22 protein-coding genes are annotated in these 25,951 nt (G+C 73.6%); 15 read left to right on the plus strand and 7 right to left on the minus strand.

Annotated elements, in window-relative coordinates:
• Nucleotides 1-105 precede the first annotated feature (105 nt).
• From atpA to AB0O91_RS08745, 6 genes are all read left to right on the plus strand, one after another.
• Entirely contained in the window at nucleotides 106-1,680 is a 1,575-nt protein-coding gene (gene atpA / locus AB0O91_RS08720; protein ID WP_363429370.1) for a F0F1 ATP synthase subunit alpha, read from the plus strand.
• A gap of 32 nt (nucleotides 1,681-1,712) precedes the next feature.
• On the plus strand, nucleotides 1,713-2,627 hold the full coding sequence (locus AB0O91_RS08725) for a F0F1 ATP synthase subunit gamma (protein WP_350512003.1): 915 nt from the start codon (nucleotides 1,713-1,715) through the stop codon (nucleotides 2,625-2,627).
• Between the two features lie 2 nt (nucleotides 2,628-2,629).
• Entirely contained in the window at nucleotides 2,630-4,075 is a 1,446-nt protein-coding gene (atpD, locus tag AB0O91_RS08730) for a F0F1 ATP synthase subunit beta (protein ID WP_350512004.1), read from the plus strand.
• 184 nt (nucleotides 4,076-4,259) lie between these two features.
• The gene (locus tag AB0O91_RS08735) at nucleotides 4,260-4,643 is read left to right on the plus strand and encodes a F0F1 ATP synthase subunit epsilon (protein WP_350512005.1); all 384 of its coding nucleotides are present in this window, start codon (nucleotides 4,260-4,262) and stop codon (nucleotides 4,641-4,643) included.
• A 149-nt stretch (nucleotides 4,644-4,792) separates the two neighbouring features.
• A complete protein-coding gene (locus AB0O91_RS08740) occupies nucleotides 4,793-5,293 on the plus strand; it encodes a DUF2550 domain-containing protein (RefSeq protein WP_030057523.1) in 501 nt (166 codons plus the stop codon).
• A 57-nt stretch (nucleotides 5,294-5,350) separates the two neighbouring features.
• A complete protein-coding gene (locus AB0O91_RS08745; RefSeq protein WP_363429373.1) occupies nucleotides 5,351-5,923 on the plus strand; it encodes a cob(I)yrinic acid a,c-diamide adenosyltransferase in 573 nt (190 codons plus the stop codon).
• Between the two features lie 25 nt (nucleotides 5,924-5,948).
• Here AB0O91_RS08745 and AB0O91_RS08750 read toward each other — a convergent pair whose 3' ends face one another.
• Nucleotides 5,949-6,494, minus strand: a complete 546-nt coding sequence (locus AB0O91_RS08750; RefSeq protein WP_363429375.1) for a hypothetical protein — start codon at nucleotides 6,492-6,494, stop codon at nucleotides 5,949-5,951.
• Between the two features lie 132 nt (nucleotides 6,495-6,626).
• Between AB0O91_RS08750 and AB0O91_RS08755 the strand changes: the two genes are divergently transcribed.
• From AB0O91_RS08755 to AB0O91_RS08775, 5 genes are all read left to right on the plus strand, one after another.
• Nucleotides 6,627-7,844 carry a histidine kinase gene (locus AB0O91_RS08755; RefSeq protein ID WP_363429377.1) on the plus strand — a complete coding sequence of 406 codons (1,218 nt, stop codon included), beginning with the start codon at nucleotides 6,627-6,629 and terminating at the stop codon, nucleotides 7,842-7,844.
• Nucleotides 7,841-8,491, plus strand: a complete 651-nt coding sequence (locus tag AB0O91_RS08760; protein ID WP_363429379.1) for a response regulator transcription factor — start codon at nucleotides 7,841-7,843, stop codon at nucleotides 8,489-8,491. The genes AB0O91_RS08755 and AB0O91_RS08760 overlap by 4 nt, the downstream gene beginning before the upstream one ends.
• Before the next feature lie 178 nt (nucleotides 8,492-8,669).
• Nucleotides 8,670-9,539 (plus strand): 3-hydroxyacyl-CoA dehydrogenase family protein, encoded by an 870-nt coding sequence (locus tag AB0O91_RS08765; protein WP_363429381.1) that lies wholly within the window; start codon nucleotides 8,670-8,672, stop codon nucleotides 9,537-9,539.
• Nucleotides 9,540-9,905: 366 nt separating this feature from the next.
• Complete coding sequence (locus AB0O91_RS08770; RefSeq protein WP_363429383.1) at nucleotides 9,906-10,223, plus strand: STAS domain-containing protein; 318 nt, start codon at nucleotides 9,906-9,908, stop codon at nucleotides 10,221-10,223.
• Between the two features lie 348 nt (nucleotides 10,224-10,571).
• On the plus strand, nucleotides 10,572-12,875 hold the full coding sequence (locus tag AB0O91_RS08775; protein WP_363429385.1) for an ATP-binding protein: 2,304 nt from the start codon (nucleotides 10,572-10,574) through the stop codon (nucleotides 12,873-12,875).
• 4 nt (nucleotides 12,876-12,879) lie between these two features.
• Here AB0O91_RS08775 and nucS read toward each other — a convergent pair whose 3' ends face one another.
• On the minus strand, nucleotides 12,880-13,539 hold the full coding sequence (gene nucS, locus AB0O91_RS08780) for an endonuclease NucS (protein WP_363429387.1): 660 nt from the start codon (nucleotides 13,537-13,539) through the stop codon (nucleotides 12,880-12,882).
• A 480-nt stretch (nucleotides 13,540-14,019) separates the two neighbouring features.
• On the opposite strand from nucS, the gene AB0O91_RS08785 reads away from it, so the two are divergent.
• A complete protein-coding gene (locus AB0O91_RS08785; RefSeq protein WP_359828614.1) occupies nucleotides 14,020-14,412 on the plus strand; it encodes an SCO5389 family protein in 393 nt (130 codons plus the stop codon).
• A gap of 71 nt (nucleotides 14,413-14,483) precedes the next feature.
• Here the strand turns inward: AB0O91_RS08785 and AB0O91_RS08790 are convergent, their stop codons facing one another.
• A complete protein-coding gene (locus tag AB0O91_RS08790; RefSeq protein WP_363429390.1) occupies nucleotides 14,484-15,809 on the minus strand; it encodes an LLM class flavin-dependent oxidoreductase in 1,326 nt (441 codons plus the stop codon).
• Between the two features lie 306 nt (nucleotides 15,810-16,115).
• Here AB0O91_RS08790 and AB0O91_RS08795 point away from each other — a divergent pair, with 306 nt between their 5' ends.
• Nucleotides 16,116-16,439 carry an ATP/GTP-binding protein gene (locus AB0O91_RS08795; protein WP_363429392.1) on the plus strand — a complete coding sequence of 108 codons (324 nt, stop codon included), beginning with the start codon at nucleotides 16,116-16,118 and terminating at the stop codon, nucleotides 16,437-16,439.
• 19 nt (nucleotides 16,440-16,458) lie between these two features.
• Here the strand turns inward: AB0O91_RS08795 and AB0O91_RS08800 are convergent, their stop codons facing one another.
• Together AB0O91_RS08800 and AB0O91_RS08805 are read right to left on the minus strand one after the other, a co-directional pair.
• Nucleotides 16,459-17,226 carry an ABC transporter permease subunit gene (locus tag AB0O91_RS08800; RefSeq protein WP_363429394.1) on the minus strand — a complete coding sequence of 256 codons (768 nt, stop codon included), beginning with the start codon at nucleotides 17,224-17,226 and terminating at the stop codon, nucleotides 16,459-16,461.
• Between the two features lies 1 nt (nucleotide 17,227).
• Entirely contained in the window at nucleotides 17,228-18,232 is a 1,005-nt protein-coding gene (locus tag AB0O91_RS08805) for an ATP-binding cassette domain-containing protein (RefSeq protein ID WP_363429396.1), read from the minus strand.
• 118 nt (nucleotides 18,233-18,350) lie between these two features.
• Here AB0O91_RS08805 and AB0O91_RS08810 point away from each other — a divergent pair, with 118 nt between their 5' ends.
• Both AB0O91_RS08810 and AB0O91_RS08815 read left to right on the plus strand, forming a co-directional pair.
• Nucleotides 18,351-19,148 carry an alpha/beta hydrolase gene (locus AB0O91_RS08810; protein ID WP_363429398.1) on the plus strand — a complete coding sequence of 266 codons (798 nt, stop codon included), beginning with the start codon at nucleotides 18,351-18,353 and terminating at the stop codon, nucleotides 19,146-19,148.
• Nucleotides 19,145-19,456 carry a hypothetical protein gene (locus AB0O91_RS08815; protein ID WP_033350312.1) on the plus strand — a complete coding sequence of 104 codons (312 nt, stop codon included), beginning with the start codon at nucleotides 19,145-19,147 and terminating at the stop codon, nucleotides 19,454-19,456. The genes AB0O91_RS08810 and AB0O91_RS08815 overlap by 4 nt, the downstream gene beginning before the upstream one ends.
• 112 nt (nucleotides 19,457-19,568) lie before the next feature.
• Here AB0O91_RS08815 and AB0O91_RS08820 read toward each other — a convergent pair whose 3' ends face one another.
• The gene (locus AB0O91_RS08820; RefSeq protein WP_350512021.1) at nucleotides 19,569-20,498 is read right to left on the minus strand and encodes a cellulose-binding protein; all 930 of its coding nucleotides are present in this window, start codon (nucleotides 20,496-20,498) and stop codon (nucleotides 19,569-19,571) included.
• Nucleotides 20,499-20,615: 117 nt separating this feature from the next.
• Nucleotides 20,616-25,541: a hypothetical protein gene (locus tag AB0O91_RS08825; protein WP_363429401.1), complete on the minus strand. Its 4,926-nt coding sequence runs from the start codon at nucleotides 25,539-25,541 to the stop codon at nucleotides 20,616-20,618.
• Nucleotides 25,542-25,951: the final 410 nt, after the last annotated feature.

Raw genomic sequence — 25,951 nt, forward strand, 5'->3', positions numbered from 1 at the left:
GTCGGCAAAACGTACGGCCGGTTCATACGACCCGGCCGAGAGTCGAGTACTTGCGGCCCTCAATGGCGGGCCGAGGATCGCAAACTAGGAGAGCAGGGAAGCCTGATGGCGGAGCTTACGATCCGTCCGGAGGAGATCCGGGACGCGCTGGCCGACTTTGTCCAGTCGTACCAGCCGGACGCCGCTTCTGTGGAAGAGGTCGGCACGGTCACTGACGCGGCGGACGGCATCGCGCATGTCGAGGGCCTGCCCTCGGTCATGGCGAACGAGCTGCTGAAGTTCGAGGACGGCACGCTCGGCCTCGCGCTGAACCTCGACACCCGCGAGATCGGTGTCGTCGTCCTCGGTGAGTTCGGCGGTATCGAAGAGGGCCAGACCGTGCGCCGCACCGGCGAGGTCCTCTCGGTCCCGGTCGGCGACGGCTACCTCGGCCGCGTCGTGGACCCGCTGGGCAACCCGATCGACGGCCTCGGCGAGATCGCCGCCAGCGGCCGTCGCGCCCTGGAGCTGCAGGCCCCCGGCGTCATGGCCCGCAAGTCGGTCAAGCAGCCGCTGCAGACCGGCATCAAGGCCATCGACGCGATGACCCCGATCGGCCGCGGCCAGCGTCAGCTGATCATCGGCGACCGCCAGACCGGCAAGACCGCGGTGGCCGTCGACACGATCATCAACCAGCGTGACAACTGGCGCTCGGGCGACCCGGAGAAGCAGGTCCGCTGCATCTACGTCGCCGTGGGCCAGAAGGGCTCCACCATCGCGTCCGTCCGCGGCGCCCTGGAGGAGGCCGGCGCGCTGGAGTACACCACCATCGTGGCTGCTCCCGCCTCCGACCCGGCCGGCTTCAAGTACCTCGCCCCGTACACCGGTTCGGCCATCGGCCAGGAGTGGATGTACGACGGCAAGCACGTCCTGATCATCTTCGACGACCTGTCGAAGCAGGCCGAGGCCTACCGTTCCGTCTCCCTGCTGCTGCGCCGCCCGCCGGGGCGCGAGGCCTACCCGGGCGACGTCTTCTACCTGCACTCCCGCCTGCTGGAGCGCTGCGCCAAGCTGAACGACGCCCTGGGCGGCGGCTCGATGACCGGTCTGCCGATCATCGAGACCAAGGCCAACGACGTCTCGGCGTACATCCCGACCAACGTCATCTCCATCACCGACGGCCAGTGCTTCCTGGAGTCCGACCTGTTCAACGCCGGCATCCGCCCGGCCGTGAACGTCGGCATCTCGGTCTCCCGCGTCGGTGGCTCCGCCCAGATCAAGGCCATGCGCTCGGTCGCCGGCCGTCTGCGCCTGGACCTCGCCCAGTACCGTGAGCTGGAGGCCTTCGCCGGCTTCGGTTCCGACCTGGACGCGGCCTCCAAGGCCCAGCTGGAGCGCGGTGCGCGCATGGTCGAGCTGCTGAAGCAGGGCCAGTACCAGCCGTTCCCGGTCGAGGAGCAGGTCGTCTCCATCTGGGCCGGCACCACCGGCAAGCTGGACGACGTCCCGGTCGCGGAGATCCGCCGCTTCGAGCGCGAGTTCCTCGACCACGTCCGCCTGCAGCACAAGGACCTGCTGGCCGGCATCGTCGAGACCGGTCTGCTGGCCGACGGCACCGTGGACGCCCTGACCGGCGCGATCGAGGCCTTCAAGCAGGGGTACCAGACCGCCGACGGCAAGCTGCTCTCCGAGCAGGCCTGAGTCCGGTAGCGAGGGAAAGGACGTAACGGCCCATGGGAGCACAGCTTCGGGTCTACAAGCGCCGGATCCGCTCTGTCACCGCGACGAAGAAGATCACCAAGGCGATGGAGATGATCTCCGCGGCGCGCATCGGCAAGGCGCAGCGCGCGGTGGCGGCCTCCGCTCCGTACGCCGATGAGCTCACCCGGGCGGTGACGGCGGTGGCCACCCGGTCCAACGCCAAGCACCCGCTCACCACCGAGAACCCGAACGCCACCCGGGTGGCGGTCCTGCTGATCACGGCGGACCGCGGCCTGGCCGGCGGTTACTCGTCCAACGCCATCAAGGCCTCGCTGACGCTCTCCGAGCGCCTGCGCGGCGAGGGCAAGGACGTCGTGACCTACATCGTCGGTCGGAAGGGTCTGTCGTACTACACCTTCCGCAACCTGGCGGTGGGGAACTCGTGGACGGGCTTCTCGGACAAGCCGACCTACGGCGACGCGAAGACGGTGGCGGCCGAGCTGATCGAGGCCTTCACGGCCGAGACCGGCGGCGTGGACGAACTCCACGTGGTCTCGACCGAGTTCGTGTCCATGCTGACGCAGGACGCGGTCGCCAACCGGCTGCTGCCGCTGAAGCTGGACGAGGTCCAGCTCAGCGACCAGACGCCGGCCAAGTCGGAGATCTTCCCGCTGTACGACTTCGAGCCGTCGGCGGAGGGCGTCCTCGACGCGCTGCTGCCGCGGTACGTCGAGAGCCGGATCTACAACGCGCTGCTGCAGTCGGCCGCTTCCGAGCACGCCGCCCGCCGCCGCGCGATGAAGAGCGCGACGGACAACGCCGGCGAGCTCATCAAGTCGCTCACGCGGCTTGCCAACTCGGCCCGCCAGGCCGAGATCACCCAGGAAATCAGCGAGATCGTCGGCGGCGCCAACGCCCTCGCCGACGCTAGCCGCGGGAGCGAATGAGTATGACCACCACTGTTGAGCCGACCACGGCGACGGGCCGCGTCGCGCGGGTCATCGGCCCGGTCGTCGACGTGGAGTTCCCCGTCGACGCCATTCCGGACATGTACAACGCCCTGCACGTCGAGGTGGACAACCCCGACGGCACGGGCCGCAAGACCCTCACCCTCGAGGTCGCCCAGCACCTCGGCGACGGCCTGGTCCGCGGCATCTCGATGCAGCCGACCGACGGCCTGGTCCGCGGTTCGCAGGTCACCGACACCGGTGCCGCGATCTCCGTCCCGGTCGGCCAGATCACCAAGGGCAAGGTCTTCAACGCCCTCGGCGACGTGCTGAACGTGGACAAGGCGGAGTTCGACCAGCAGGTCGAGGTCCGCTGGCCGATCCACCGCAAGGCCCCCGAGTTCAAGGACCTCGAGTCCAAGACCGAGATGTTCGAGACCGGCATCAAGGTCATCGACCTGCTCACCCCGTACGTCACGGGTGGCAAGATCGGTCTGTTCGGTGGTGCCGGTGTCGGCAAGACCGTTCTGATCCAGGAGATGATCTACCGCGTCGCCGAGAACTTCGGTGGTGTGTCGGTGTTCGCCGGCGTCGGCGAGCGCACCCGTGAGGGCAACGACCTCATCGACGAGATGGTCGACTCGGGCGTTCTGGACAAGACCGCGCTGGTCTTCGGCCAGATGGACGAGCCGCCGGGCACCCGTCTGCGCGTCGCGCTCTCCGCGCTGACCATGGCGGAGTACTTCCGTGACGTCGAGAAGCAGGACGTGCTCCTCTTCATCGACAACATCTTCCGGTTCACCCAGGCCGGTTCCGAGGTGTCGACCCTGCTCGGCCGCATGCCCTCCGCGGTGGGCTACCAGCCGAACCTGGCCGACGAGATGGGCCTCCTCCAGGAGCGCATCACCTCGACCCGCGGTCACTCGATCACCTCGATGCAGGCGATCTACGTCCCCGCGGACGACCTGACCGACCCGGCCCCGGCCACCACCTTCGCCCACCTGGACGCGACCACCGTTCTGTCGCGCCCGATCTCGGAGAAGGGCATCTACCCGGCCGTCGACCCGCTGGACTCCACGTCCCGCATCCTCGACCCGCGGTACATCGCGCAGACCCACTACGACACGGCCATCCGTATCAAGGGGATCCTGCAGAAGTACAAGGACCTCCAGGACATCATCGCCATCCTCGGTATGGACGAGCTGTCCGAAGAGGACAAGATCACGGTGCACCGCGCGCGTCGCATCGAGCGCTTCCTCTCGCAGAACACCTACGTGGCGAAGCAGTTCACCGGTGTCGAGGGCTCGACCGTGCCGCTGTCGGAGACCATCGAGGCCTTCAACTCGATCGCCGACGGCAAGTACGACTCCGTCCCGGAGCAGGCCTTCTTCATGTGCGGTGGCATCGAGGACCTCGAGAAGAACGCCGCCGAGCTGGCGAAGAAGTAATCGCGGCCGGTAGCAGCTGAGTGACCGTGAGGGGTGGCCCCCGAGCCTGGGGACCACCCCTCGCGGCACATCGGCTGTGATTCCGGTCAAATCCGTGCCGCCGGTTTCATGCCGGGGGCGCGGGGCCGTTATTCTTACCGAAACTCCCGAGTAATCGGGGGTTGCATGAGCCTAGGAGCCCACGTTGGCTGAGCTGCACGTCGAGCTGGTCGCAGCCGACCGCAAGGTGTGGTCCGGTGCGGCCACCATCGTCGTCGCCCGTACGGCCTCCGGTGACACCGGCATCATGCCGGGCCACACCCCGGTGCTGAGCGTGCTGGAGACCGGTCCGGTCACCATCCGCACGGTGGACGGCGGCACCGTCATCGCCGCGGTGCACGGCGGCTTCATCTCCTTCGCCGACAACAAGCTGTCTCTGCTCGCGGAGATCGCCGAGCTGGCGGACGAGATCGATGTCGCGCGTGCCGAGCGCGCGCTGGAGCAGGCCAAGTCCGACACCGACGCGCACGCCGAGCGCCGCGCCGAGGTCCGGCTGTTCGCGGCGCGCGGCCTCAAGGCCCACGCCTGAGTGTGCCTGACCCCGGCTTAGCGGGGTCGACCGACGGTCCCGGGGACGCGCGAGCGTGACCCCGGGACTGTCGTCGTAGTTGGTAGGTCAGCGCGGTCGTCCGGGACGACCGTAAACGGGGAACGCGGGTAGCGAGGAGGTAGGTGAGCATGGTCCTCGCGCTTGTGGTGTGTGCGGCGGTCGTGGCGCTGGGAGTGATCGGCCTGATGGCCTTCGCCGTACGCCGCCGCCTGATCCAGCGGGTCGGCGGCACGTTCGACTGCAGTTACCGGCTCAAAATGCCCGCCGACGCCTCGACGCAGCCCGACCTCGACGAGAACGGCAAGCCCACCTCAGCCCCGGTCCCCCCGACCGACGGCAAGGGGTGGGTTTTTGGTATCGGCCGGTACAGCGGCGACTCGATCGAGTGGTTCCGGGTCTTCTCGTACGCCCCGCGCCCGCGCAAGGTGCTGCCGCGGCGGGAGATCGAGGTGCTCGGCCGGCGCTACCCGGAGGGCCAGGAGGAGCTGGCACTGCTCTCCGGCTCGGTGGTGCTGCGCTGCCTGCACAACGGGGCGCCGCTGGAGCTGGCGATGAGCGAGGACGCGCTCACCGGCTTCCTGGCCTGGCTGGAGGCGGCCCCGCCGGGGCAGCGGGTCAACGTCGCGTAGCGGCGGGACCCTCGGGACGGGGTTAACGTCGCCTAACCCGGCCGCTAGGCTGGCCGCATGGTCAATCTGACGCGCATCTACACCCGTACCGGGGACGACGGCTCCACCGCGCTCGGCGACATGAGCCGGACCACCAAGACCGATCCGCGGCTGATGGCGTACGCCGACGCCAACGAGGCGAACGCGGCGATCGGGGTCGCCCTGGCGGTCGGCGGGTTGGCGGAGGACGTGGCGACCGTGCTGGTCCGGGTCCAGAACGACCTGTTCGACGTCGGCGCCGACCTGTCCACACCGGTGGTCGAGGACCCGAAGTACCCGCCGCTGCGGGTGCTGCAGTCCTACATCGACCGGCTGGAGGGGGACTGCGACCACTACCTGGAGCAGGTCGAGAAGCTGCGCAGCTTCATCCTGCCCGGCGGCACGCCCGGCGCGGCCCACCTGCACCTGGCCTGCACGGTGGTGCGGCGGGCCGAGCGCTCGACCTGGGCGGCGATCGCCGAGTACGGGGACGGCGTCAACCCGCTGACCGCCAAGTACCTCAACCGGCTGTCCGACCTGCTGTTCATCCTGGCCCGGGTGGCCAACAAGGAGCGCGGTGACGTGCTCTGGGTGCCGGGGGAGAACCGCTAGGAGCCCGCAGGGCCCGGGTCCGGCGCTACCGCTCGGCGGCCGGCGGCTGCTTCGGCCAGATCGAGTAGCAGCCGGCCACGACCACGTTGACCACGGCGGCGAGCCCCAGCTTCCAGTACCACTGGGCGAAGGTGCCGAAGTGGGCGGCGCCCGCCGAGAGCGGGACGAGCAGGGAGATCAGCCCCAGGGTGATCACGGCCGACACGACCGTCCGCTTGGCGATCTGCCACTCGTACGCGGTCCGCTCCGGGCCGTACTTGGGGGACGGCTGGGGCTTGGGGCCGTGGGCGAAGCGGTGCAGGAAGTGCCGGTCGGCCCAGGCCACCAGGGAGGGGCCGTAGCCGACCGAGAAGCCGGCGTAGCTCGCGGCCAGCGCGTGGGTCCAGCCCGCCTCGGTGCCGCCGCGCAGGTCGAGCACGGTGAGCGCGTACAGGACCAGGTCCACGACCGGCAGGCCGAGCAGCAGCGCGGTGCTGGTGCGGCGCCACCGCAGCAGGTAGCGGGCGGAGAGGGCGAGGCCGAGCACGATCCACCAGGAGATCTCGGCCGCGACGATGAAGGTGACGATCACGTGGTCCAGCCTGCTCCGCGGGGGCGCCGGTGTCGTCGTCGTGCGGTGCCGTCCCGGCCTGCACCTTTCGATGTAGCGACCTCCTCCGCGGACCTGAGCCGGGTGGGCCGCCGGGGATGGTGGGATGGTGGTGTGCCCCGCGCCTTCCCCGCCCTCCCCGTTCTCCCTCCGCACCGGCAGGACCAGCTGATCGCCCTCTGCGGGCTGCTCGGCGGTGTGGTGCTGATCGTGTTCGGGGTGTACGACCGGCCGGGCCGGGTGCCGCTGTGGGGGGTGCTGCTGCCGCTGCTGGTGACGGCCGGGCTGGAGCTGGTCCGGCGCACCCGGCCGGTGCTGGCGGTGACGCTCGGCGGGCTGGCCTTCGCCGGGAACGTGTTCGCGGGCAGTCTGCTGGCGACCACGATCATGTACACCGACCTGCTGTACGCGGCGGTGCTCTACGGCAGCCGCCGGATGTCCCGGGTGCTGCACCTGACCGGTGGGGCGACCGTGCTGGTGCTCTCCAGCCTGACCTGGTACGCGGCCGGCACCTCGGCGGGGCTGCTGATCGTGGTGATCGGCGCGCTGGTCTTCCTGGGGCCGGTGTGGACCGGGGACGTGGTGCGCCGGCACCGGGAGGCGGCGGAGGCCGAGCGGCTGCGGGCGGAGCAGACCGCGCTGCTCTCGGAGATGGACCGGCGTGAGGCGGTCGGCGCCGAACGAGCCAGGATGGCACGGGAGTTGCACGACGTGGTGGCCAACCACCTGTCGGCGATCGCGATCCACGCCACCGGTGCCCAATCGGTGGCCCGGCGGCGGGAGTTGCCGGCGGACGATCCGCTGGTCGAGGTGCTGGCGGTGATCCGGGAGAACAGCGTCCAGGGATTGGCCGAAATGCGTCGCATGATCGGACTGCTCCGGGACAGCGGCGGGGGCGAGGCCGACGAGTCGTACGCCGCGCCCGACCTGGCCGCGGTGGACGCGCTGCTGGCCAAGGCCCGGGCGGCCGGGCAGGACGTCGGGCTGGACTTCGAGCTGACCGAGCGCGGTGAGCGCGGCGCCGTCCCGGTGCCGGTCGGGCTGGCCGCGTACCGGATCGTGCAGGAGTCGCTGACCAACGCGCTCAAGCACGCCGGGCCCGGACTGGTCGCGCTGCGGCTGGAGTTCGGCCCGGAGGAGCTGCGGATCACGGTCGACAGCCCGTACCGCGGCGGGCCGGGCCGCGGACTGCCCGGCGCCCGGGCCGGGCTGGTGGGCATGGCGGAGCGGGCCGGGCTGCTCGGCGGCAGTTTCGAGGCCGGGCCGCGGGACGGGTACTGGAGCGTGCGCGCGGTGCTGCCGCGCGGCCGGGAGAGCGAGGGACGGGAATGACGATCCGGGTGCTGGTGGCCGAGGACCAGGCGGCGGTGCGGGCGGCGCTGGTGATGATCCTGCGCGCCGAGCCCGGGTTCGAGGTGGTCGGGCAGGCGGCGGACGGGGAGGAGGCCGTCCGGCTGGCACTGGAGCTGCGGCCGGACGTCGTCCTGATGGACGTGCAGATGCCCCGGCTGGACGGCGTCTCGGCTACCCGGCAGGTGGTCGCGGCCGGGGCCGCCCAGGTGCTGGTGCTGACCACCTTCGACCTGGACGAGTACGTGTACGGGGCGCTGCGGGCCGGCGCCGCCGGGTTCCTGCTGAAGGACCTGGAGGCGGACACCCTGGTCGAGGGCATCCGCACGGTGGCGCGCGGGGACGGCATGCTGGCGCCCTCGGTGACCAGGCGGCTGATCGGGGCCTTCGCCCGCCCCGGCCGGCCGGTCGGCCCGGAGGCCCGGAGCGCGGTCGAGGGGCTGACCGGGCGCGAGCGAGAGGTGCTGGCCTGCCTCGGCGCCGGGATGTCCAACGGCGAGGTGGCGGCCCGGCTGGAGATGGCGGAGGCGACCACGAAGACCCACGTCAGCCGGATCCTGGCGAAGCTGGGGCTGCGCAGCCGGGTGCAGGCGGCGATCCTGGCCCAGGACCTCGGTCTGACCATCTGACGAGCATCCTGGTCACCTGACCAGGTCGGTTGCAGATCACACTCCCGATTGCTATTGCGGGGGCGTTCTGGGCATTAGAGTCCGCGCCAGAGCAACGCGGCTCCCGGTGGGCGATCCCTGCCCTGAGCCGCCTTCAGGGCCCGCCCGCGGGGCGGCGACGGCATCGGGAGACCCAGCCATGAGCAATGCGTCCAGCAAGCAGATCGCCGTGATCGGTGCCGGCCTGATGGGCGCCGGCATCGCCCAGGTGTCCGCGCAGGCCGGCCACCCGGTGGTGCTGCGGGACGTGACCGAGGAGGCGCTGCGGCGCGGCCTCGACGGCATCCGCGCCTCGTACGGGAAGTTCGTCGCCAAGGGCCGGATGAGCGCCGAGGACGCCGAGGCCGCGCTGGGCCGGATCACCACCACCACCGACCTGGGCGCCGTCGCCGGGGCCGACATCGTGGTCGAGGCGGTGTTCGAGAACCTGGAGGTCAAGGAGGGCGTCTTCCGCGAGCTGGACAAGCTCGCCAAGGACGGCGCCGTGCTGGCCTCCAACACCTCCGCCATCCCGATCACCCGGATCGCCGCCGTCACCGGGCGGCCGGAGTCGGTCGTCGGCGTCCACTTCTTCTCGCCCGTCCCGATGATGAAGCTGGTCGAGCTGGTCCGCGGCTACAAGACCGGCGACGAGGCGCTCGCCGCCGCCCGCGCCTTCGCCGAGGGCGTCGGCAAGGACGTCGTGGTGGTCAACCGCGACGTGGCCGGCTTCATCACCACCCGCCTGATCACCGCGTTGGTCGTCGAGGCCGCCAAGCTGTACGAGTCGGGCGTGGCCACCGCCGAGGACATCGACACCGCCTGCCGCCTCGGCTTCGGCCACGCGATGGGCCCGCTGGAGACCGCCGACCTGACCGGCGTGGACATCCTGCTGCACGCCGCCCGGAACATCTACACCGAGACCCAGGACGAGAAGTTCGCCGCCCCGGAGATCATGGCCCGGATGGTCACCGCCGGCGACCTCGGCCGCAAGAGCGGCCGCGGCTTCTACCCGTACGAGGGCAAGTGACCCCGCGGGCCTGAACGGCCTGGTGGGCCGGGCGATCGGAGCGTCGTGCGGCCCACCGTGCCGGGGCGGGTGAGTTTCCTCACGCCGGGTGCCGCAGACGGGTGATTTGGGCGGTAATCGAGCGTAGGTGTGGAGAGTACCTGCGTATATTCCCTCGGACGAGTGAAGTTGCTTCAGATCAGGTCGGGAACCAGCAACCTGCGGCGCTGCTCCACCGTCAGATGAGGGAACCCGGCGTTCCGACCGGGGCCGGGCGCGGACCGAGCCGTCCCAGGCGTTCCGCCCAGAACCCCGACCCCCGCCTCCGAGCCCGTCGCGGCCCCGGCGGACCACCCCGAGCAGGCCACCCAGGCGAAGGAGGAGAGCATGCGCATCACCGGCGACCACACGGCGCTGGCCATCGAAGGCCGCCTCGACGTGCGCACCGCCGCCGACGCGCGGGCCCGGCTGCACCAGGCCGTCGACGGCGGCCTCGGTGACCTCGTGCTGGACCTCGGCCGGCTGGAGTTCTGGGACGCCACCGGCCTCGGCGTGATCATGGGCACCCACCGGCGGGCGGGCCGGATCGGCCGCCGGCTGGTGCTGCGGTCCGTGCCCGCGCAGCTCCAGCGGCTGCTGGTGGCCACCAAGCTGCACCGGATCCTCGCCGTCGACGGCGGGATCGCCGAGATGCCCGTCGTCTGACGGGTCATCCGGCCCGGTCCCGTGGCGCCGTCCGCGACGGAGCCTTCCGCGGGCGACCTCCGCAGGGGAGCTCCGAGGGGGCGCGCGTCCCCGCCGGGCGCCGGTCGAACGACCGGACACGCCCCCGGCCGCGCACGGACCGGCGCGCGACCGCCGCCGCACGCCCGGCGGGCCTTCACCCACCCCGCACCCGGTCCGCACTGCGCGGCCGGGCCCGGATGTGCAAGAGTCTGCCCGTCAGATGACGGCCGCCCGGGGCCGGCTGTGCCCAGCCCGCCCGCGGCCGCGACCGAGACGTGTGCCGGTCGGCGCGGGGCGCCGGCGGCCGAACACGATGCGGAGCAGAACGTGGCACAGCCATCCGGGGAGTTCCGGCAGGAGGCCGCCCGCAGCCGCGGCGGCGAACTGGTCTCCGGCGCCCTGCTGGTCGGCGTCGGCGCCCCGGACGGCTCCGAGGCCCGACCGTGTCCCGAGGAGTGGCGGCCGCGCCCCCGCCGGATCGAACGCAGCGAGCCCGCCCGCGGCCCGGTCGGCGGCGTCGGCCGGGCGGTCGGCCCGCTGGCCCTCGGAGCCGGTCCCACCGATCTGCCGCTGCTCGACCGCGAGGCCGACATCGCCGAACTGCTCGGCCTGCTCGCCGAGGGCCGCTCGATACGCCTGGTCGGCCAGGCCGGCTCGGGCCGCAGCACCCTGCTGTCGGCCGTCGCCGAGGCCGCCGCGGACCTCGCCCCCGGCGGTGTCGTCCAGCTCTGCGGACACCGCCGCACCGCCGCCGACCTGCTCCAGGACCTCTTCACCGCCACCCACCACGCCCCCGGCTACCGGCCCGACCCCGGCCAACTGGCGGTCCACCTCGCCGGGGTCCGCGCGGTCGTCGTGATCGACGGGGCCGAGCCGGTCGGCCCCGAGCTGGAGGAACTGCTCGCCGCCGCCCCCGGCTGCGGCTTCCTGATCTCGGTCGCGCCCGCCGCCCCGCAACTGCCCGCCGGCTCCCGGCTGCGGGACCACCTCGTCCCCGGGCTCTCCCGGGCCGCCTGCCTGGCCCTCACCGGCCGGTTGGCCGGCCGGCCGCTGGACGTAGCGGAGAAGGCCTGGGCGGTCGACCTCTGGTTCGAGTCCGAGGGCCTGCCGCTGCGCTTCGTCCAGGCCGCCGCGCTGCTGCGCCAGCGGGACGTCTCGGTGGACGCGCTGGTCGCCGCCGAGGACGACCGGCGGGACGTCTTCGGCGCCGTCGAGGAGCCCGTCCACGACCCCGACCCGGCGGTCCGGGAGAACGCGCTGCGGCGCACCGTGCCGCTGCCCTCGGTCGCCGAGACCGCCTCGCCCGCCGTCCGGCTCGCCGAGGGGCTCGGCGAGTCCGCCCAGGCCGTGCTCCGACTGGCCGTCGCGCTCGGCGGCGAATGCCCCACCGCGCCGCACCTGCCCGCGCTGATCGACGTCGGCCAGGGCGAGAGCGCGCTCGCCGAACTCGCCGACGCCGGGCTCGCGGTGTCCATCGGCGGCCACCACCGGCTGACCGCCGGGGCGCTCGACCTGCTCGCCCCGCACTGGCCGGCCCGCGGCTGCGCCGACGGCGCCGCCCAGCACTTCGCCTGGTGGGTCGGGCACAGCTCGGTGTCGCTGGCGCAGGTCGCCGCCGAGGCCGAGGTGCTGGTCGGCGTGCTGCTCGCGGACCGCACCGCCGGGCGGCACGAGGCGGTGGTCCGGCTGGCCCGGGCGGCGGCGCCCGCGCTGGCGCTGGCGCTGCGCTGGGGCGCCTGGGAGCGGGTGCTCCAACTCGGCCTGGAGGCGGCCCGGCGGACCGGCTCGACCGTCGACCAGGCCTGGTTCCACCACGAGGCGGGCGTGTACGCGATCTGCGTGCGGCAGCCCTCCCGGGCGATGGCCGAACTGGAGAGCGCGCTCACCCTGCGGGCCGCCGCCGGGGAGCAGCGCGGGGTGGCCGCCGCGCGCCGGATGCTCGACCTGCTGCGCGCCGACGGCCGGCAGCTGCCGCCCGCCGCGCCCGCCGCGGCGGCGCCGGGCCGCGGTCCGGTGATCCGCAAGATCGCCGCCCGGGTGCCCGCCGGCTTGAAGGCCCGCAACGGGAGGCGGCGCCGGGTGGTGGTGGCCTCCGCGGCCCTGCTCACCTTCGGGGTGCTCGGTACGGCGGTGGCGATGACCCTCGCCGGGCCCGACGAGCACAAGGGCAACGACCCGCACGGGCGGCTGGACCAGGTCGGCGACACCGGGAACGCGCCGCTGCCGCTGCCCTCCGCGGACGGCAGCCCGAGCCCGGCCGGGACGGGCGCCGCCGAGCCCGGCGCTCCGACGGCGACGGGCGGCAGTCCGGAACCCTCGGCGAGCGGCAGCGCGTCGCACTCGCCGAGCGCCTCGCCGTCCAAGCGGCCGAGCACCTCGCCGGGGGCCACCGGGGCGGACACCCCGCCGGGGCAGCCGCAGTCGCCCGAGCCGGGCCGGTCGCAGCCGCCGACGCAGCCGTCCGGGCCGAAGCCCGGCGGTCCGGGCGGCGGCAGCGGCGGGGGCGGTACTCAGTCGCCCTCGCCGACGGAGAACCCGAGCCCCAGCCAGACACCCAAGCCGAGTCCGACCTCGACCGGGTCGGCCAGTTCGAGTGGCGCGCCCAGTAGTCCGGCCGCGACCCCGAACTGACCGGTCAGAACAGCTTGAGCTTGTCGTCGTCGATGCCGCGCAGCTCGTCGTAGTCCAGCACCACGCAGCCGATGCCCCGGTCGGTGGCCAGCACGCGGGCCTGGGGCTTGATCTCCTGCGCGGCGAAGACGCCCTTGACCGGGGCCAGTAGCGGGTCCCGGTTGAGGAGTTCGAGGTAGCGGGTGAGCTGCTCGACGCCGTCGATCTCACCGCGGCGCTTGATCTCGACGGCGACCGTGGCGCCGTCGGCGTCGCGGCAGAGGATGTCGACCGGGCCGATCGCGGTCATGTACTCGCGGCGGATCAGCGACCAGCCGGCACCGAGCACCTCCATCCGGTCCGCGAGCAGCTCCTGGAGGTGGGCCTCGACGCCGTCCTTGATCAGGCCCGGGTCCACCCCGAGTTCGTGGGAGGAGTCGTGCAGCACCTCCTCCAGCGTGATGATGAGCTTCTCGCCGGCCTTGTTCTCCACCGTCCAGACCCCGTCGGCCTCCTTGAGGGCGCACGGCGGGGACATCCAGTTCAGCGGCTTGTAGGCGCGGTCGTCGGCGTGGATGCTGACGCTGCCGTCGGCCTTGACCAGGATGAGCCTGGTGGCGGAGGGCAGATGGGCGGAGAGCCGACCGGCATAGTCGACTGAGCAGCGGGCAATTACGAGACGCACGGTCGACCACGCTAGCCCACCGGGGCCAGTTGATGCGATTCCGCGACGACCGGGTGAAGACGACGCGAACCCCGCGAACATGGAGGTTCGGCGATCCCGGCTCCGCTCGTCGCGCTCTGGCGTACGCCCCCCAGGGTCGCTACGGTGTGTGACGCCACGGATGCGGGGTCGCTGTCAACGGGGATGGAGACTTCAGATGAACGATCCGACAGGATCAGGCCAATGTGGTGCACCACAGCATGTTTCCGGAGCAATCCGTAGGAACGACCGCCCTGCTCCGCCGTTGACTGCCACGCTGTTCTGACGCGGTCGGTGTTCAGGACGTCACGTCCCGTGGCGCCGCCGCCTTCGCAACCGGTGCCGGAAACCCCCGTCCCACGGTGTTCCGGACGCCATCTGCGATTCGCCCACCCTCACTGTGAGCTTGGACTACGCATGACCACCCGGGCGCCGCGCGGGTGGTCCGCGAGAGGAGAACCCATGTCGCTCGACGTCTCACCGGCCCTGCTGGAGAAGGCCGAGCGGGGCGAGGTCGACGAGCGGGAATTCGTCGACTGCGTCCGCGTCTCGCTCCCCTACGCCTGGGACCTGATCAGCTCGCTGGTCGCCCAGGCGAAGGTCGACGGCACCGACTTCGCCGACAACCAGGTACCGCCGCCCAGCGAGCAGGCCCGTGGCCAGCTGCTGCGCGCCCTGGCCAGCGACGCCATCCGGGGCGCCCTGCAGCGCCACTTCGGGGTCCGGCTGGCGTTCCAGAACTGTCACCGGGTGGCGGTGTTCCTGCCGTCGGACGCCAACGAGGCCCGGTACGACCGTTTCACCTCCGTCCGGGAGCAGCTGCTCAACCAGTCCGAGGAACTGCGGGACTGCTGATCCGGCCCTGACCGGCCGCCGCCGTCCCCCGGTGCGGGGGGAGGGACGGCGGCCGGGGCCCGGCCCGGGGCTCAACCCAGTTGCGGCAGCACCTCGGAGCCGAGCCGGGCGATGTTGTGCAGGGTCGCCTCGCGGTCGCCGCTGCCCTCCGCGAGCAGGGCGAACCGCCGGATGCCGGTGCGCTCGGCGGTGGCCAGCAGCCGGTCGGCACACTGCCTCGGGGTGCCCACCGCGTGCAGGTCGCAGAGGAGTTCGGTGTACTGGTGCGGGTCGCGCATCGTGCGCTCGCGGCCGTCCACGGTGCGGTGGGCGCCGAGCCCGTACGCGAACCAGCCGGGCATCGCGCTCAGCAGGGTGGCCCGGGCGGCGGAGGTGCGGTCGTCCACCTGGGCCACCCCGGCCGCGACGTGCTGGCGGGTCACCCGCCGCAGTTGCTCCTCGCCGCGCCCGGCGGCCAGCCAGGCGGCCCGGTAGAGCTCCAGCATCCGCAGCTTGTCGTCGTCGCCGGAGTGCATGCCGAGCAGCATCGGCAGGCCGCGTTCGGCGGCCAGCCGCACACCGCCCGGGGAGGTGCAGGCCACCACGACCGGCGGTCCGGCCACCGGCCTTCCGGCGGCGATGAGTTCGCCGTCGGCGGTGTCGGCGGCGAGCGCGTCGGTGTCCAGGCGCTGGCGCGGGAAGCGCACCGGGCCGCCGGGTTCGTCCAGGCCGAGCCAACTGCCCAGGCCGGGACGGCGCAGCGGCTCGGTGGCCTGCGGCACCACCGCCACCTCCGGGAAGGCGAACTGCGGCCCGTCCGCGCCGACCCGGGTGCCGCGCAGCCAGCGCAGCAGCAGGTCCAGCCGTTCCGGGAAGCCGTTCTCGAAGGCGTCCAGGCCGCTGCCGAACACGTCCAGGTCGATCCACGGCCCGCCGCGGCCCACCCCGAGCGTGAAGCGCCCGCCGGAGGTGAGGTGCAGCAGCGCGGCCTGTTCGCCGAGTGCCACCGGGTGGCCGGTGGAGAGCACGCTGACCGCCGTGCCGACGCCGATCCGCCGGGTGCGGCCGAGCAGCAGCGCGGCGAGGGTCGCGGCGTCCGGGCAGACCCCGTACGGGACGAAGTGGTGCTCGGCCAGCCAGACGCTGTCCAGGCCCGCGCGCTCGGCCTCGACGGCGGCCCGGACGGTGCGCTCCAGCGCCTCGCCGTGGCTCTGCCCGGGGAACTGGGCGGACAACAGGAACGCGCCGACCCGTACCGGTGCGGTGTCCGGCGGCAGTGCGCCGGCCCGCTGCACCGCGGTCAGCGGCTCGCCCGCGACGGCGGTCAGCGGGGGTACGGAGGTCAGCGCCGGGCCGGGCGCGGGCGGCCGTACGCCGACGGGCCGACGGGTCTCGGCGCGGGGGCTGGTCTTGGTCATCCTGGGGGCCTCCTCGGGTGCACGCAGGGTCTGCGGGCCCCGCCTGTCCCCTCGTGGGTATCCGATGTCATGTGCCAATGGCACGCCGAACCCCGAATTTCCCCGATGATCGGGTGGATCTCGGCAAAAACGCCGGACGGCTGCTCGGGGCCGTGATAGAGGCCGTCCGGAGGGGTGGACGGGGGCCGGGCGGGGGCCGGGCGGGAGGCGGGCGGGAAGCGGGACGGAAGGCCGGACGCCCGCCGGGCCGGGGGGACAGGCCCTAGGCTGGAACGACCACGAGCCCCGGAAGAGAGGCAGTCCGCCGTGCCCCGCCGCAACCGGATCAAGAGCGCCGACCCGCGCGAGAGCGCCGAACCGGCGGCCGCCCCGCTCGGCGGATCGCTGCGCCGCACCGAGAACTACCAGGGCGACGACTGGGTGGTCCAGACGGTCGCCGGGACGTCGGGACGGTTCTACCGCTGCCCCGGCTGCGACCAGGAGATCCCGCCCGGAGTGGGCCACGTGGTGGCCTGGCCGATGCACGGCGGCGGGGTGGACGACCGGCGGCACTGGCACCGGGCGTGCTGGGGAGCGCGGGAGCGCCGGGCCTCCAACGTGCTGCGAGGCCGCGGCGCTCCGCGGTACTGAGACTGCTGCCCGAACTCCCTTACGCGTCGCGGTTCTTGAGCACCAGCGCACCGCCGACCAGGGCCGCCAGGGTCCAGAGCAGGCAGATCGTGAAGCCCGCCCACGGCCCGTACGGCTGGCCGTTCTGCTCGTACACCAGCAGCATGCGCGAGCCCGCGTAGTCGGGGAAGTAGTGGGCCAGGGTCTTGACCTTCGGCACCGCCGAGAGGATCGGCGAGAGCAGGAAGAAGAACGGCACCAGCACGCCGAGCGCGAGGGTCTGGTTGTGCAGCATGGCGGTGACGCCGGCCGAGAACAGGCAGAGCATCGTCAGGTACAGCGCGGCGCCGAACACCGCGCGCAGCACGTTCGGCTCGCTCAGGGTGGTGGAGTGCGCGCCCAGCAGCGCCTGGCCGACGAAGAAGGTGACGAAGGCGGTCACCAGCGCGACCACGAGGGCCAGCGCGCCGAGCACCAGCGCCTTGCCGGCCAGCAGGGTGCCGCGCTGGGGGACGGCGGCCAGGGTGACCCGGATCATGCCGCTGCTGTACTCGTTGCCGATCGCCAGCACGCCGAAGACGATGATGGCCAGCTCGCCGAGCATGATGCCGGAGAAGGCCGTACCGGTGGCGTCGAACGGGCTCTGGTCGTGCCGCCGGAACTCGGTGAAGTTGTTGTTGGTGAGCAGGGACAGCAGCGCGCCGATGCCCACCGTGACCACGAAGGCCAGCGCGAGCGTCCAGACCGTGGAGCGGACGCTGCGGATCTTCGTCCACTCGGAGCGCAGGATCGCCGGGAAGGATGCCATCTCAGTTCTCCTCCTGCTGCACCGCCGCGGTCGGCCCGGTGCCGTCCGCCTTCCAGCCCGCGCCCCACTCGCCGGGCGCGCCGGCCGCGTCCCGGCCCGGGCCGTCGCCCGCGTGGTACTCCACCGAGTCCGCGGTCATCTGCATGAACGCCTCCTCCAGCGAGGCCTGCTGCGGGCTGAGCTCGTGCAGCACCACGCCGTGCGCGGCGGTCAGCTCGCCGATCCGGGTGATGTCGCCGTCCACCACCTCGTAGGAGCCGTCCGGGCCCGGTTCGTGCCGCAGTCCGGCGCCGGCCAGGACGTCGAGCAGGCGCTCGGGCTGCGGGGTGCGCAGCCGTACGGCGGAGCGGGAGTTGCGCCGGATGAACTCCGGCATCGGCAGGTCGGCGAGCAGCCGGCCCCGGCCGATGACCACCAGGTGGTCGGCGGTGACGGCCATCTCGCTCATCAGGTGGGAGGAGACGAAGACCGTGCGGCCCTCGCCGGCCAGGCGCTTCATCAGGTTGCGGATCCAGAGGATGCCCTCCGGGTCCAGGCCGTTGACCGGCTCGTCGAACATGACGATCTCCGGGTCGCCGAGCAGCGCGGAGGCGATGCCCAGGCGCTGGCCCATGCCGAGCGAGAAGCCGCGGGCCCGCTTGCGGGCGACCGGGGTGAGGCCGACCAGGGCGAGCACCTCGTCCACCCGTCGGACCGGGATCCGGTTGCTCTGGGCGAGCCAGAGCAGGTGATCGCGGGCGGTGCGGCCGGGGTGGACGGCCTTGGCCTCCAGCAGGGCACCGATGTACTTGAGCGGCTCGCTGAGCTGCCCGTAGCGCCGGCCGTCGAGGGTGACCCGGCCGCTGGTCGGGCGGTCCAGGTCGAGGATCATGCGCATGGTGGTGGACTTGCCCGCGCCGTTGGGGCCGAGGAAGCCGGTGACCACCCCCGGGGGGACCGAGAAGCTGAGCCGGTCCACCGCGAGCGTCTTGCCGTAACGTTTTGTCAGGTCGTGCAACTCGATCATTGGCGCTCCCTTACTCTCTGTCAGGCTAGGACATGGCGGGGGCCGTGGCCCGTCGAACGGGACCGCTGAGTGGGCCCACTGAGTGGGCCTGCCGGGCCCACCGGAATACGGTGTGCGCATGAGCGAGCTCCCTTCCGCGGTTTCCGTCCGTGAGAGCGGTACCGGAACACCCCTCGTGCTGTTGCACGCCTTTCCGTTGAACTCCTCGATGTGGTCCGCCCAGCTGGACGCGCTGCCCGGCCTCACCGGGGACGAGGTCCGGGTGCTCGCCCCCGACCAGCGGGGATTCGGCGGCACCGAGCTGGGCGTCGACCGGCCCTCGCTGGACCTCGTCGCCGACGACCTGGCGCTGCTGCTCGACGCGGCCGGGATCGACCGCGCCGTGGTCGGCGGGCTCTCCATGGGCGGCTACGTCGCGCTCGCCTTCGCCCGCCGCCATCCGGACCGGCTGTCCGGGCTGCTCCTGGCCAACACCCGTGCCACCGCCGACACCGACACCACCCGGGCCGACCGGGAGCGGATCGCCGCCGCGGTCACCGCGCGGGACAGCGTCCGGCTGCTGCTGGACGAGCGGGTGGCGGCCGGACAGCTCGGGCCCGACTCGCAGCACCTGGTGGACCGGGTGCAGGCGATGGTGGCGGCCGCGTCGCCGGCCGCCGTGGCCTGGGCCCAGCGGGCCATGGCGGCCCGCCCGGACTCCCGGGACGTCCTGGCCGGGCTCCGGGTGCCGGTCGCCGTCCTGGCGGGCGCCCAGGACGCCCTGGTGCCGCCGGAGGAGGCCGAACGGATGCTGGCGGCCCACCCGGACGCCGAACTGACCGTCGTCCCCGGTGTGGGCCATCTGAGCGCCCTGGAATCCCCGGGGGCGTTCGACACCGCCGTCCGCCGGCTGCTCGCCCGGGTGGCCGCCGGATGAGCCCGGACGCGGCGGGCTGGGACTTCTCCGCCCTGGAGGTCACCGGCCGGATGCCGGTCACCAACCGCGGCGAGGGGCTGGTGGAGCTGACCCTGGAACCGCTCGGTGAGGACTACTGGCTGCGCCCGGGGGAGACCTTCATCGTCACCTCGTACGGCGACCACGGCTCCGGGCACCCCTTCGAGGTGCAGTACTGGCCGGACTCGGTGTCGGTCTGGTGCACCTCCTGGTTCGGCACCGTCTCCGACGACGAGGGCAACCAGCTGAGCAGCGGGCACCAGCGCCCCGACGGGGCCTACCCCCGCTGAAAGAATTCCCCGAGGTGATGACACGGAGAACGACGGCAGGCCCTCACCCCGACGGGTGAGGGCCTGCTCCGTGACCGCGGTGCGGCAGCCGCGCGGCCGCCGTACGGCAGCGTCAGCGCGACTGCTGGGCCGGCACGCCCATGGTGTCGTCGGTCGGCAGCGAGGCGGCGGCCACGGCCGCGCCGGTCAGCGTCGCCAGCATCTCGCGGACGTTGGTCAGCTGGGCGTTGATGCTGTCGCGGCGGTTGGTCAGCGCCGCCAGCTCGCGCTCGGATTCGCTGCGGATGCGGTCCGCCTTGGCGTTGGCGTCCGCCACGATGTCCTCGGACTGGCGCTGGGCCGTCTCGACGGTCTGGCGGGCCCGGCGCTCGGCGTCGGTGCGCAGCTTCTCCGCCTCCAGGCGCAGCTGCTCGGCCCGGTGCTCGATCTCGGCGAGGCGCTTCTCGGCCTTCGCCTGGCGGGCGGCCAGGTCGCGCTCGGACTGCTCGCGGCGCTTGGCCAGGTTCGTCTCGAACTCGAGCGCGGCCTGGGCGGCCTTGGTGCGGGTCTCCTCGAAGAGGGCGTCCGCCTCCTCGCGCTTGTTCTGGGCGTCCTTGTTGGCCTCGGCGCGCAGCTGGGCGGAGTCGCTCTTCGCCTTGTCGACGATCCGCAGACCCTCGTCCTCCGCCTTGGCCTTGCGGTCCTTGGCGTAGTTCTCGGCCTCGGTGCGGACCTGCTGGGCGGCGGCCTCGGCCAGCTCGCGGTGCTGCTCGGAGGCGCGGTGCGCCTCGTCGCGCAGGTCCTTGGCCTCCTCCTCGGCGAGCCGCAGGATCTTCTCGACCCGGGCGCCGAGACCGGCGTAGGAGGGCTCCTGCTCGGCGACCGCCGCCTGGGCGGTCTGGGTCTCCAGGTGGAGCTCCTCGATGCGCTTCTCCAGCGCACTGATCCTGGTCAGGGCACTGTCACGGTCGGCCACCAGCTTGGTGATCCGCTCGTCGACCTGGGCGCGCTCGTACCCACGGCGCACCAGGTCGAAGCCGTGAGGGGAGTGACTGTCGCTCATGGGACTCTGGGCTTCCTGTCGTCAAACCGCTGAGGTGGTTGAGGGAATCCTGACACGGTACCGGAGTGTCGACGGCGAAATGCCGTTGTCTCACGGACAATGACCGCCAATGTCCGCTCAATCGGGTGGTGCGTTCTTGGAACGATTGCCACCCGACCGGGGGGAGCCAACTCCGGCACCGGCCTTGGCACCCCCGTCCTTCTTGGTGCTGTTTCCCCCGTTGGCCTGGGCGACCGGTGACGGTGCCTCGAACGCCTCCAGCGCCGAGAGCACGTCCTGGACCCTGGAGATCTCGGTGTTGATGTCCTTGCGGCGGCGCACCAGCTCGTCCAGCTCCCGCCGGCCCTCGTCGGTGACCCGTTCGGCCTCCGCCTTCGCCTCGGCCACCAGCCGCTCGGCCTCCGCCTTCGCCAGCTCGATCTGCTCGTCCGCGGTGCGGTCGGCGTCGCGCAGCCGCTTCTCCGCCTCGGCCGCCGCGTTGTCGAGCCGCTCCTCGGCCTCCGCCTCGGCCGAGCGGAGCTTGGCCTCGGACTTCTCGATCAGCGACTCGGCCCGCTCGGTGGAGTTGGCGAGCTTGGTCTCCGCCTCCTTGAGCAGGCCCTCGGCCTTGCGGACGGCGGACAGCCGGACCTTGCTGGCCTCGGCGGAGGCCTCCGAGGTGAGCTCGGCGGCGCGGTCCTCGGCGGCCGCGACCAGGGCGGCGGCACGGTCCTCGGCCTCGGCGACGGTGGCCACCGCCTGCTCCTCGGCCTCGGTCAGCTGCTCCTGGGCGGCCGTCACCAGCGCGTCCACCCGCTCGCCGGCCGACTTCATCGCCGCCGCGTTCTCCTTGCGGGCCCGCTCGTGCAGCGCCTCCACCTCGGCGTCGGTGCGCTCGCGCAGCTCCTCGGCGCGCTCGCGGATCGCGGTGGCGTCCCGGCGGGCCTCGGCGAGCAGCGCGTCGGCGTCGGCCCGGCCCTTCTCGACCTCGGCCTGACCGGCCGCCTCGCCGGCCGCGACCAGCCGGTCGGCCTCCTTGCGGGCGGCGGCGACCATCGCGTCGGCCTGTTCCTCGGCGGCGGCGGTGGTGGCCAGCGCGGTGGTCTGGGCGTCCTCGCCGAGCGACTCGGCGTCCGCGAAGGCCCGCTCCAGGACGGACTTGGCCTGGTCCCGGGTGGCCTTGTCGAACTGCTCGGCGGCCTCCCGGGTCTCCGCGTCGTAGGCGTCCGCGCGGGTGTGGGTGGCGCTGTCGTACTCGTCGGCCAGGGTGCGGGTGGCGAGGGCGTACTCCTCGGCCTCGGCGCGCAGCCCGGCGGCCAGCTCCTCGGCGTCGGCGATGGTGCGCAGGCCCAGGGCCTCGGCGTCGGCCATCGTCCGGGCGGCCCGGGCCTCGGTGTCCGCGCGCAACTGCTCCACGTTCTCCCGGGCGGCGCGCAGCTCGGCCTCGGCCTCGGCGCGCAGCTGCTCGTCGTAGGCCTGGGCCTCGGCGCGCAGGTGGCCGAGTTCGGCCTCGGCGGCCTCGCGCTCGGCGGTGAGCTCCAGCTCGGTCCGCTCGCGCAGGGCGGTGGTCTCGGCCTCGGCCCGGGCCCGCTGCTCGGCGGTCTCCTGGTCGGCCAGCCCGCGCACCTCGGCGGCGTACCGGTCGGCGGCCTCGCGCTGTCCGGTGGTCTCCCGGTCGGCGAGCTCGCGCTGCTCAGCGGTCTCGCGGTCGGCGAGCTCGCGGGTCTCGGCGGCGTCCCGCTCGGCCAGGTCGCGGGTGTCCGCGGCCTCCTGCTCGGCGGTGGCGCGCAGCGCGGCGATCTGCTCGGCGGCGGCCTCGTGCAGGCCGGCCACCGACTGCCGGACCTCGGCGGCCTCCTCCTCGGCGGCGGCGACCAGCTCGGCGCCCTCGGCCCGGGCGGCGGCGACCGCGTCCGCTCCGTCGGCGCGCGCCTGCTCCAGCTCGGCGGCGGCCTCGGCGCGGATCCCGTCGGCGGTGGCACGGGCCTCGGACAGCTCCCGGCCGGCCTCGGCCCGGACGGTCTCGGCCTGCTCGTTGGCCAGCGCCAGCTCGGCGGCGGCCTTCTCCCGGGTGGCCTTGGCGTTCTGGGCGGCCTCGGCCCGGCGCTGCTCGGCGGCCTCGGCGGCCTGCTCCAGCAGCTCGTCGGCCTCGGTCCGGCGGTCGACGGCGTACTGCTCCGCCTCGGCGCGCAGTTCGACGGAGTGCTGCTCGGCCTCGTTGCGCAGTCCGGTGGAGTGCTCGTCCGCCTCGGCACGCAGGTCGGTGGAGTACTGCTCGGCCTCGCTGCGCAGGCGGTCGGCGTAGGCCTCGGCGTCCTCGCGCTGCCGGGCGGTCTCCTGCTGGGCCAGGGCACGCAGCTCGGCGGCGGCCTGCTCGGCCTCGGCGCGCTGCTCGGTCGTCTCGCGCTCGGCGAGCTCGCGCAGCTCGGCGGTGTACCGGTCGGTGCCCTCGCGCAGCTCGGTGGTCTCGGCCTCGGTGGTCTCGGCGAGTTCGGTGGCGGCCTGCTCGGCCTCGGTGCGGACGCGGTCGGCGTAGGCCTCGGCGGCCTCGCGGACGGCGGCCGTCTCGGTGGCGGTGCGCCTGGTCAGCTCGTCCGCGGCCTGTTCGGCGGCGGTGCGCTGGGCGGCGGTCTCGGCCTCGGTGCGTTCGGTGAGCTCGACGGCGGCCTGTTCGGCCTCGGTGCGGACGCGGTCGGCGTAGGCCTCCGCGTCGGTGCGCCGGGCCTGTGCCTCCGCGGTGGTGCGCTCGGTGAGCTCGACGGCGGCCTGCTCGGCCTGCTCGCGGGCGGCCCGGGCGGCGGCCAGCTGTTCGGCGGTCTCCTCGCGCTCGGCCCGCAGCCCGGTGGAGGCCTCCTCGCGCTCGCGCCGGCTCTCCTCGCGCAGTGCGTTCGCGGCGGCCTCGGCCTCGCCCCGGGTCCGGACGGCCTCGGCGTCGGCCTCGGCGCGCACCCGCTCGGCGTCGGCGGCCGCGGTGTCCCGGACGGCCTGCGCCCCGGCCTGCGCGTCGCTGCTCACGGCCTCCGCGGCGGCGGTCGCCCCGGCCCGCACCCGCTGGTCGAACTCGGTTGCTTCGCGCCGGAGTTCGGCGGTCTCGCGCTCGGCGGCGGTGCGGTTCTCGGCGGCCGCGGCCTTGGCGGCGGCCAGGGCGTCCTGGCCCTGCTGCTCGGCGGCGGAGGTGATCTTCGCGGCCTCGGCGCGGGCCCGGGTCAGGGTCTGCTCGGCCCGTCCCTGGGTCTCGGCGGCCTGCTCCTGGGCCTGCTCGCGCAGCCGCTCGATCTCCCCGGCCGCGCCCGCGCGCAGCTCGTCCGCGTCGGCCTTGGCCCTGGTGAGCAGTTCCTCGGCGTTCTTCGCCGACTCCTCGATCTGGAGCACGGCCTGCCGACGGGCCTCGCTGCGGGCCCGGTCGGCCTCGGCGGCGGCCTGGGCGCGCAGCTCCTCGGCCTCGGCGCGCAGACGGGCCGCCTCGTCCTGCATCTGCTCGATCCGCTCGCGGATCGCGGCGGCGTCGTCCAGCGCGGCGTTCTGCGCCTGCTCGACGGCGGCCTGGGCCTGCTCGCGCAGCCGCTGGGCCTCGGCGTGCGCCTCGGCGCGGATCCGCTCGGCCTCGGCCGCGGCCTCGCCGCGGGCGGTCTCGGCGTCCTGGTTGGCCCGACCGAGCACCTCCTCGGCGGTCTTGGCGGCCTTGGCGAGGTGGACGGTGGCGTCCTTGGCGCCGGCCGCCCGGCCCTCCTCCTCGGCCTCGCCGCGCAGCCGCTGGGCGTCGCCCTCGGCCTGGGCGCGCAGTTCGGCCACGTCCCGGTCGGCCTGGGCGCGCAGCTCGGCGATCGCGGCCTCGGCCTCGGCCTTCAGCTGGGCGGCGACCGACTCGGCGGTGGCCCGCAGCCGCTCGCCCTCCTCGGCGGCGGCGGCCTTGGCGGCGTCCGCCTCGGCCTGCCGGGTGGCGGCCTCGGCGCGGATCGCCTCGGCCTCGGCCCGGATGGCCTCGGACTCCTTGGTGGCGTTGGCGACCAGTCGGGCGATCTCGGCCCGGGCGGTCTGCGAGCGCTGCTCGGTGGCGGCCTCCCCGTCGGCGACCCGGCGCTCGGCGGCGGCCTCGGCGTCGGCCTGGAGCTGCTCGGCGGCCTGCTCGGCCTGCACCCGCAGCTCGGTGGCCTCCCGGCGGGTGCGCTCGGCCTCGGCGATCGCCGCGTCGCGCAGCCGCTCTATCTCGGCCTTCGCGGCGCCGAGCTGCTGCTCGGCGCGGGCCTGTTCGGCGGCGGCGTGCTCCTTGAGCCGGCTGATCTCGGCCTGCGCGGCGGCGAGCTGCTGCTCGGCGGCGGCATGGGCGGCGGCCAGCTCCAGCTGGGCCTGGCCGCGGGCCGCGTCCACGTCGGCGGCGGCCTGGGCGCCGGCCTGCTGGGCGTGCTCGGAGGCGGCGCGCAGCAGGCGCTCGGCGTCGTTCTGGGCCTTCAGCAGGGCGGCCTCGGCGGCGGCCTGGGCCTCGCCGCGGGCGGCGTCCACGTCGGCGGCCGTCTGGGCGCGGGCCTGGTCGGCCAGGGCGGTGGCTTCGGCCCGGGCCGAGGCCACCATGCGTTCGGACTCGGCGCGGGCGTCCTGGAGCAGGCGCTGGGCCTCCTGCTCGGAGCCGGCCCGGGTCTGCTCGGCCCAGCCGCTGACGTGCTGCTCGGCGGAGCGGCGCAGCTCGGCGAGCTCGTCCTCCAGCTGGCGGCGGCGGGCGGTGAGCTCGGCCTCCAGCCTGGCGGTGCGCTCGGCGGCCTCGGCCATGATCCGCTGGGTCGCGGCCTGGGAGTCGCGCAGCTGGCGCTCGGCGTCGGCGCGCATCTGCTGGGCCTGCATCTCCGCGGTGCGGAGCATCTGCTCGGCCTGGCCGGAGACGGCGTCGAAGGCGCGCGGCTGGGCAAGCATGCGCCGGGACTCGTGCAGCTTGGCCCGGAGCACCTCCACCTGGTAGGCGAGGTCCTCGGCATGCTCGACTGCCTTGTCCCGCTCCTTCCGAGTCCGACCCATCTCGGCCTCGAACTGGGAGAGGTGATCGTCAACCTCGTAGCGGTCGTTGCCCCGCACTCCGCGGTCCCATCCATCTCCTGGTCGCGTCTTCGACCCGGCCTGTGCCGGGGCTCCCGTGTCCGGGGCTCCGGTCCGACTGGTCCTTGCATCCGCGCCACCGGACGGCCCCCTGCCAAGCCGGGGGCGCCCGCCGCGGTCGTCGGAGTCCTGGCTGCGGGAGCACGGCGGTGCCGTGTTCCCCCGTCCGGGTGGACTCCTGGGCGAACTCTTGCCTGTGGAGAATGGTGACAGATCCGTCTTGCGACTGTTCAGCCGTGCCCGCGTACTGGACTCCCCTGCGACGGGCCGACCACCGGAGGGCGGACAGGCCAGTCATCGGCCGTGCCCGTCGCCTCCGTCCCCCGGAGTCTCCGTGCACCTGGGCATTGTAGTGGGAGCGCACCGCGGGGGAATGGCCGCGTGGTGGT

This window comes from Kitasatospora sp. NPDC089797, assembly GCF_040684795.1.
GTDB lineage: Bacteria > Actinomycetota > Actinomycetes > Streptomycetales > Streptomycetaceae > Kitasatospora.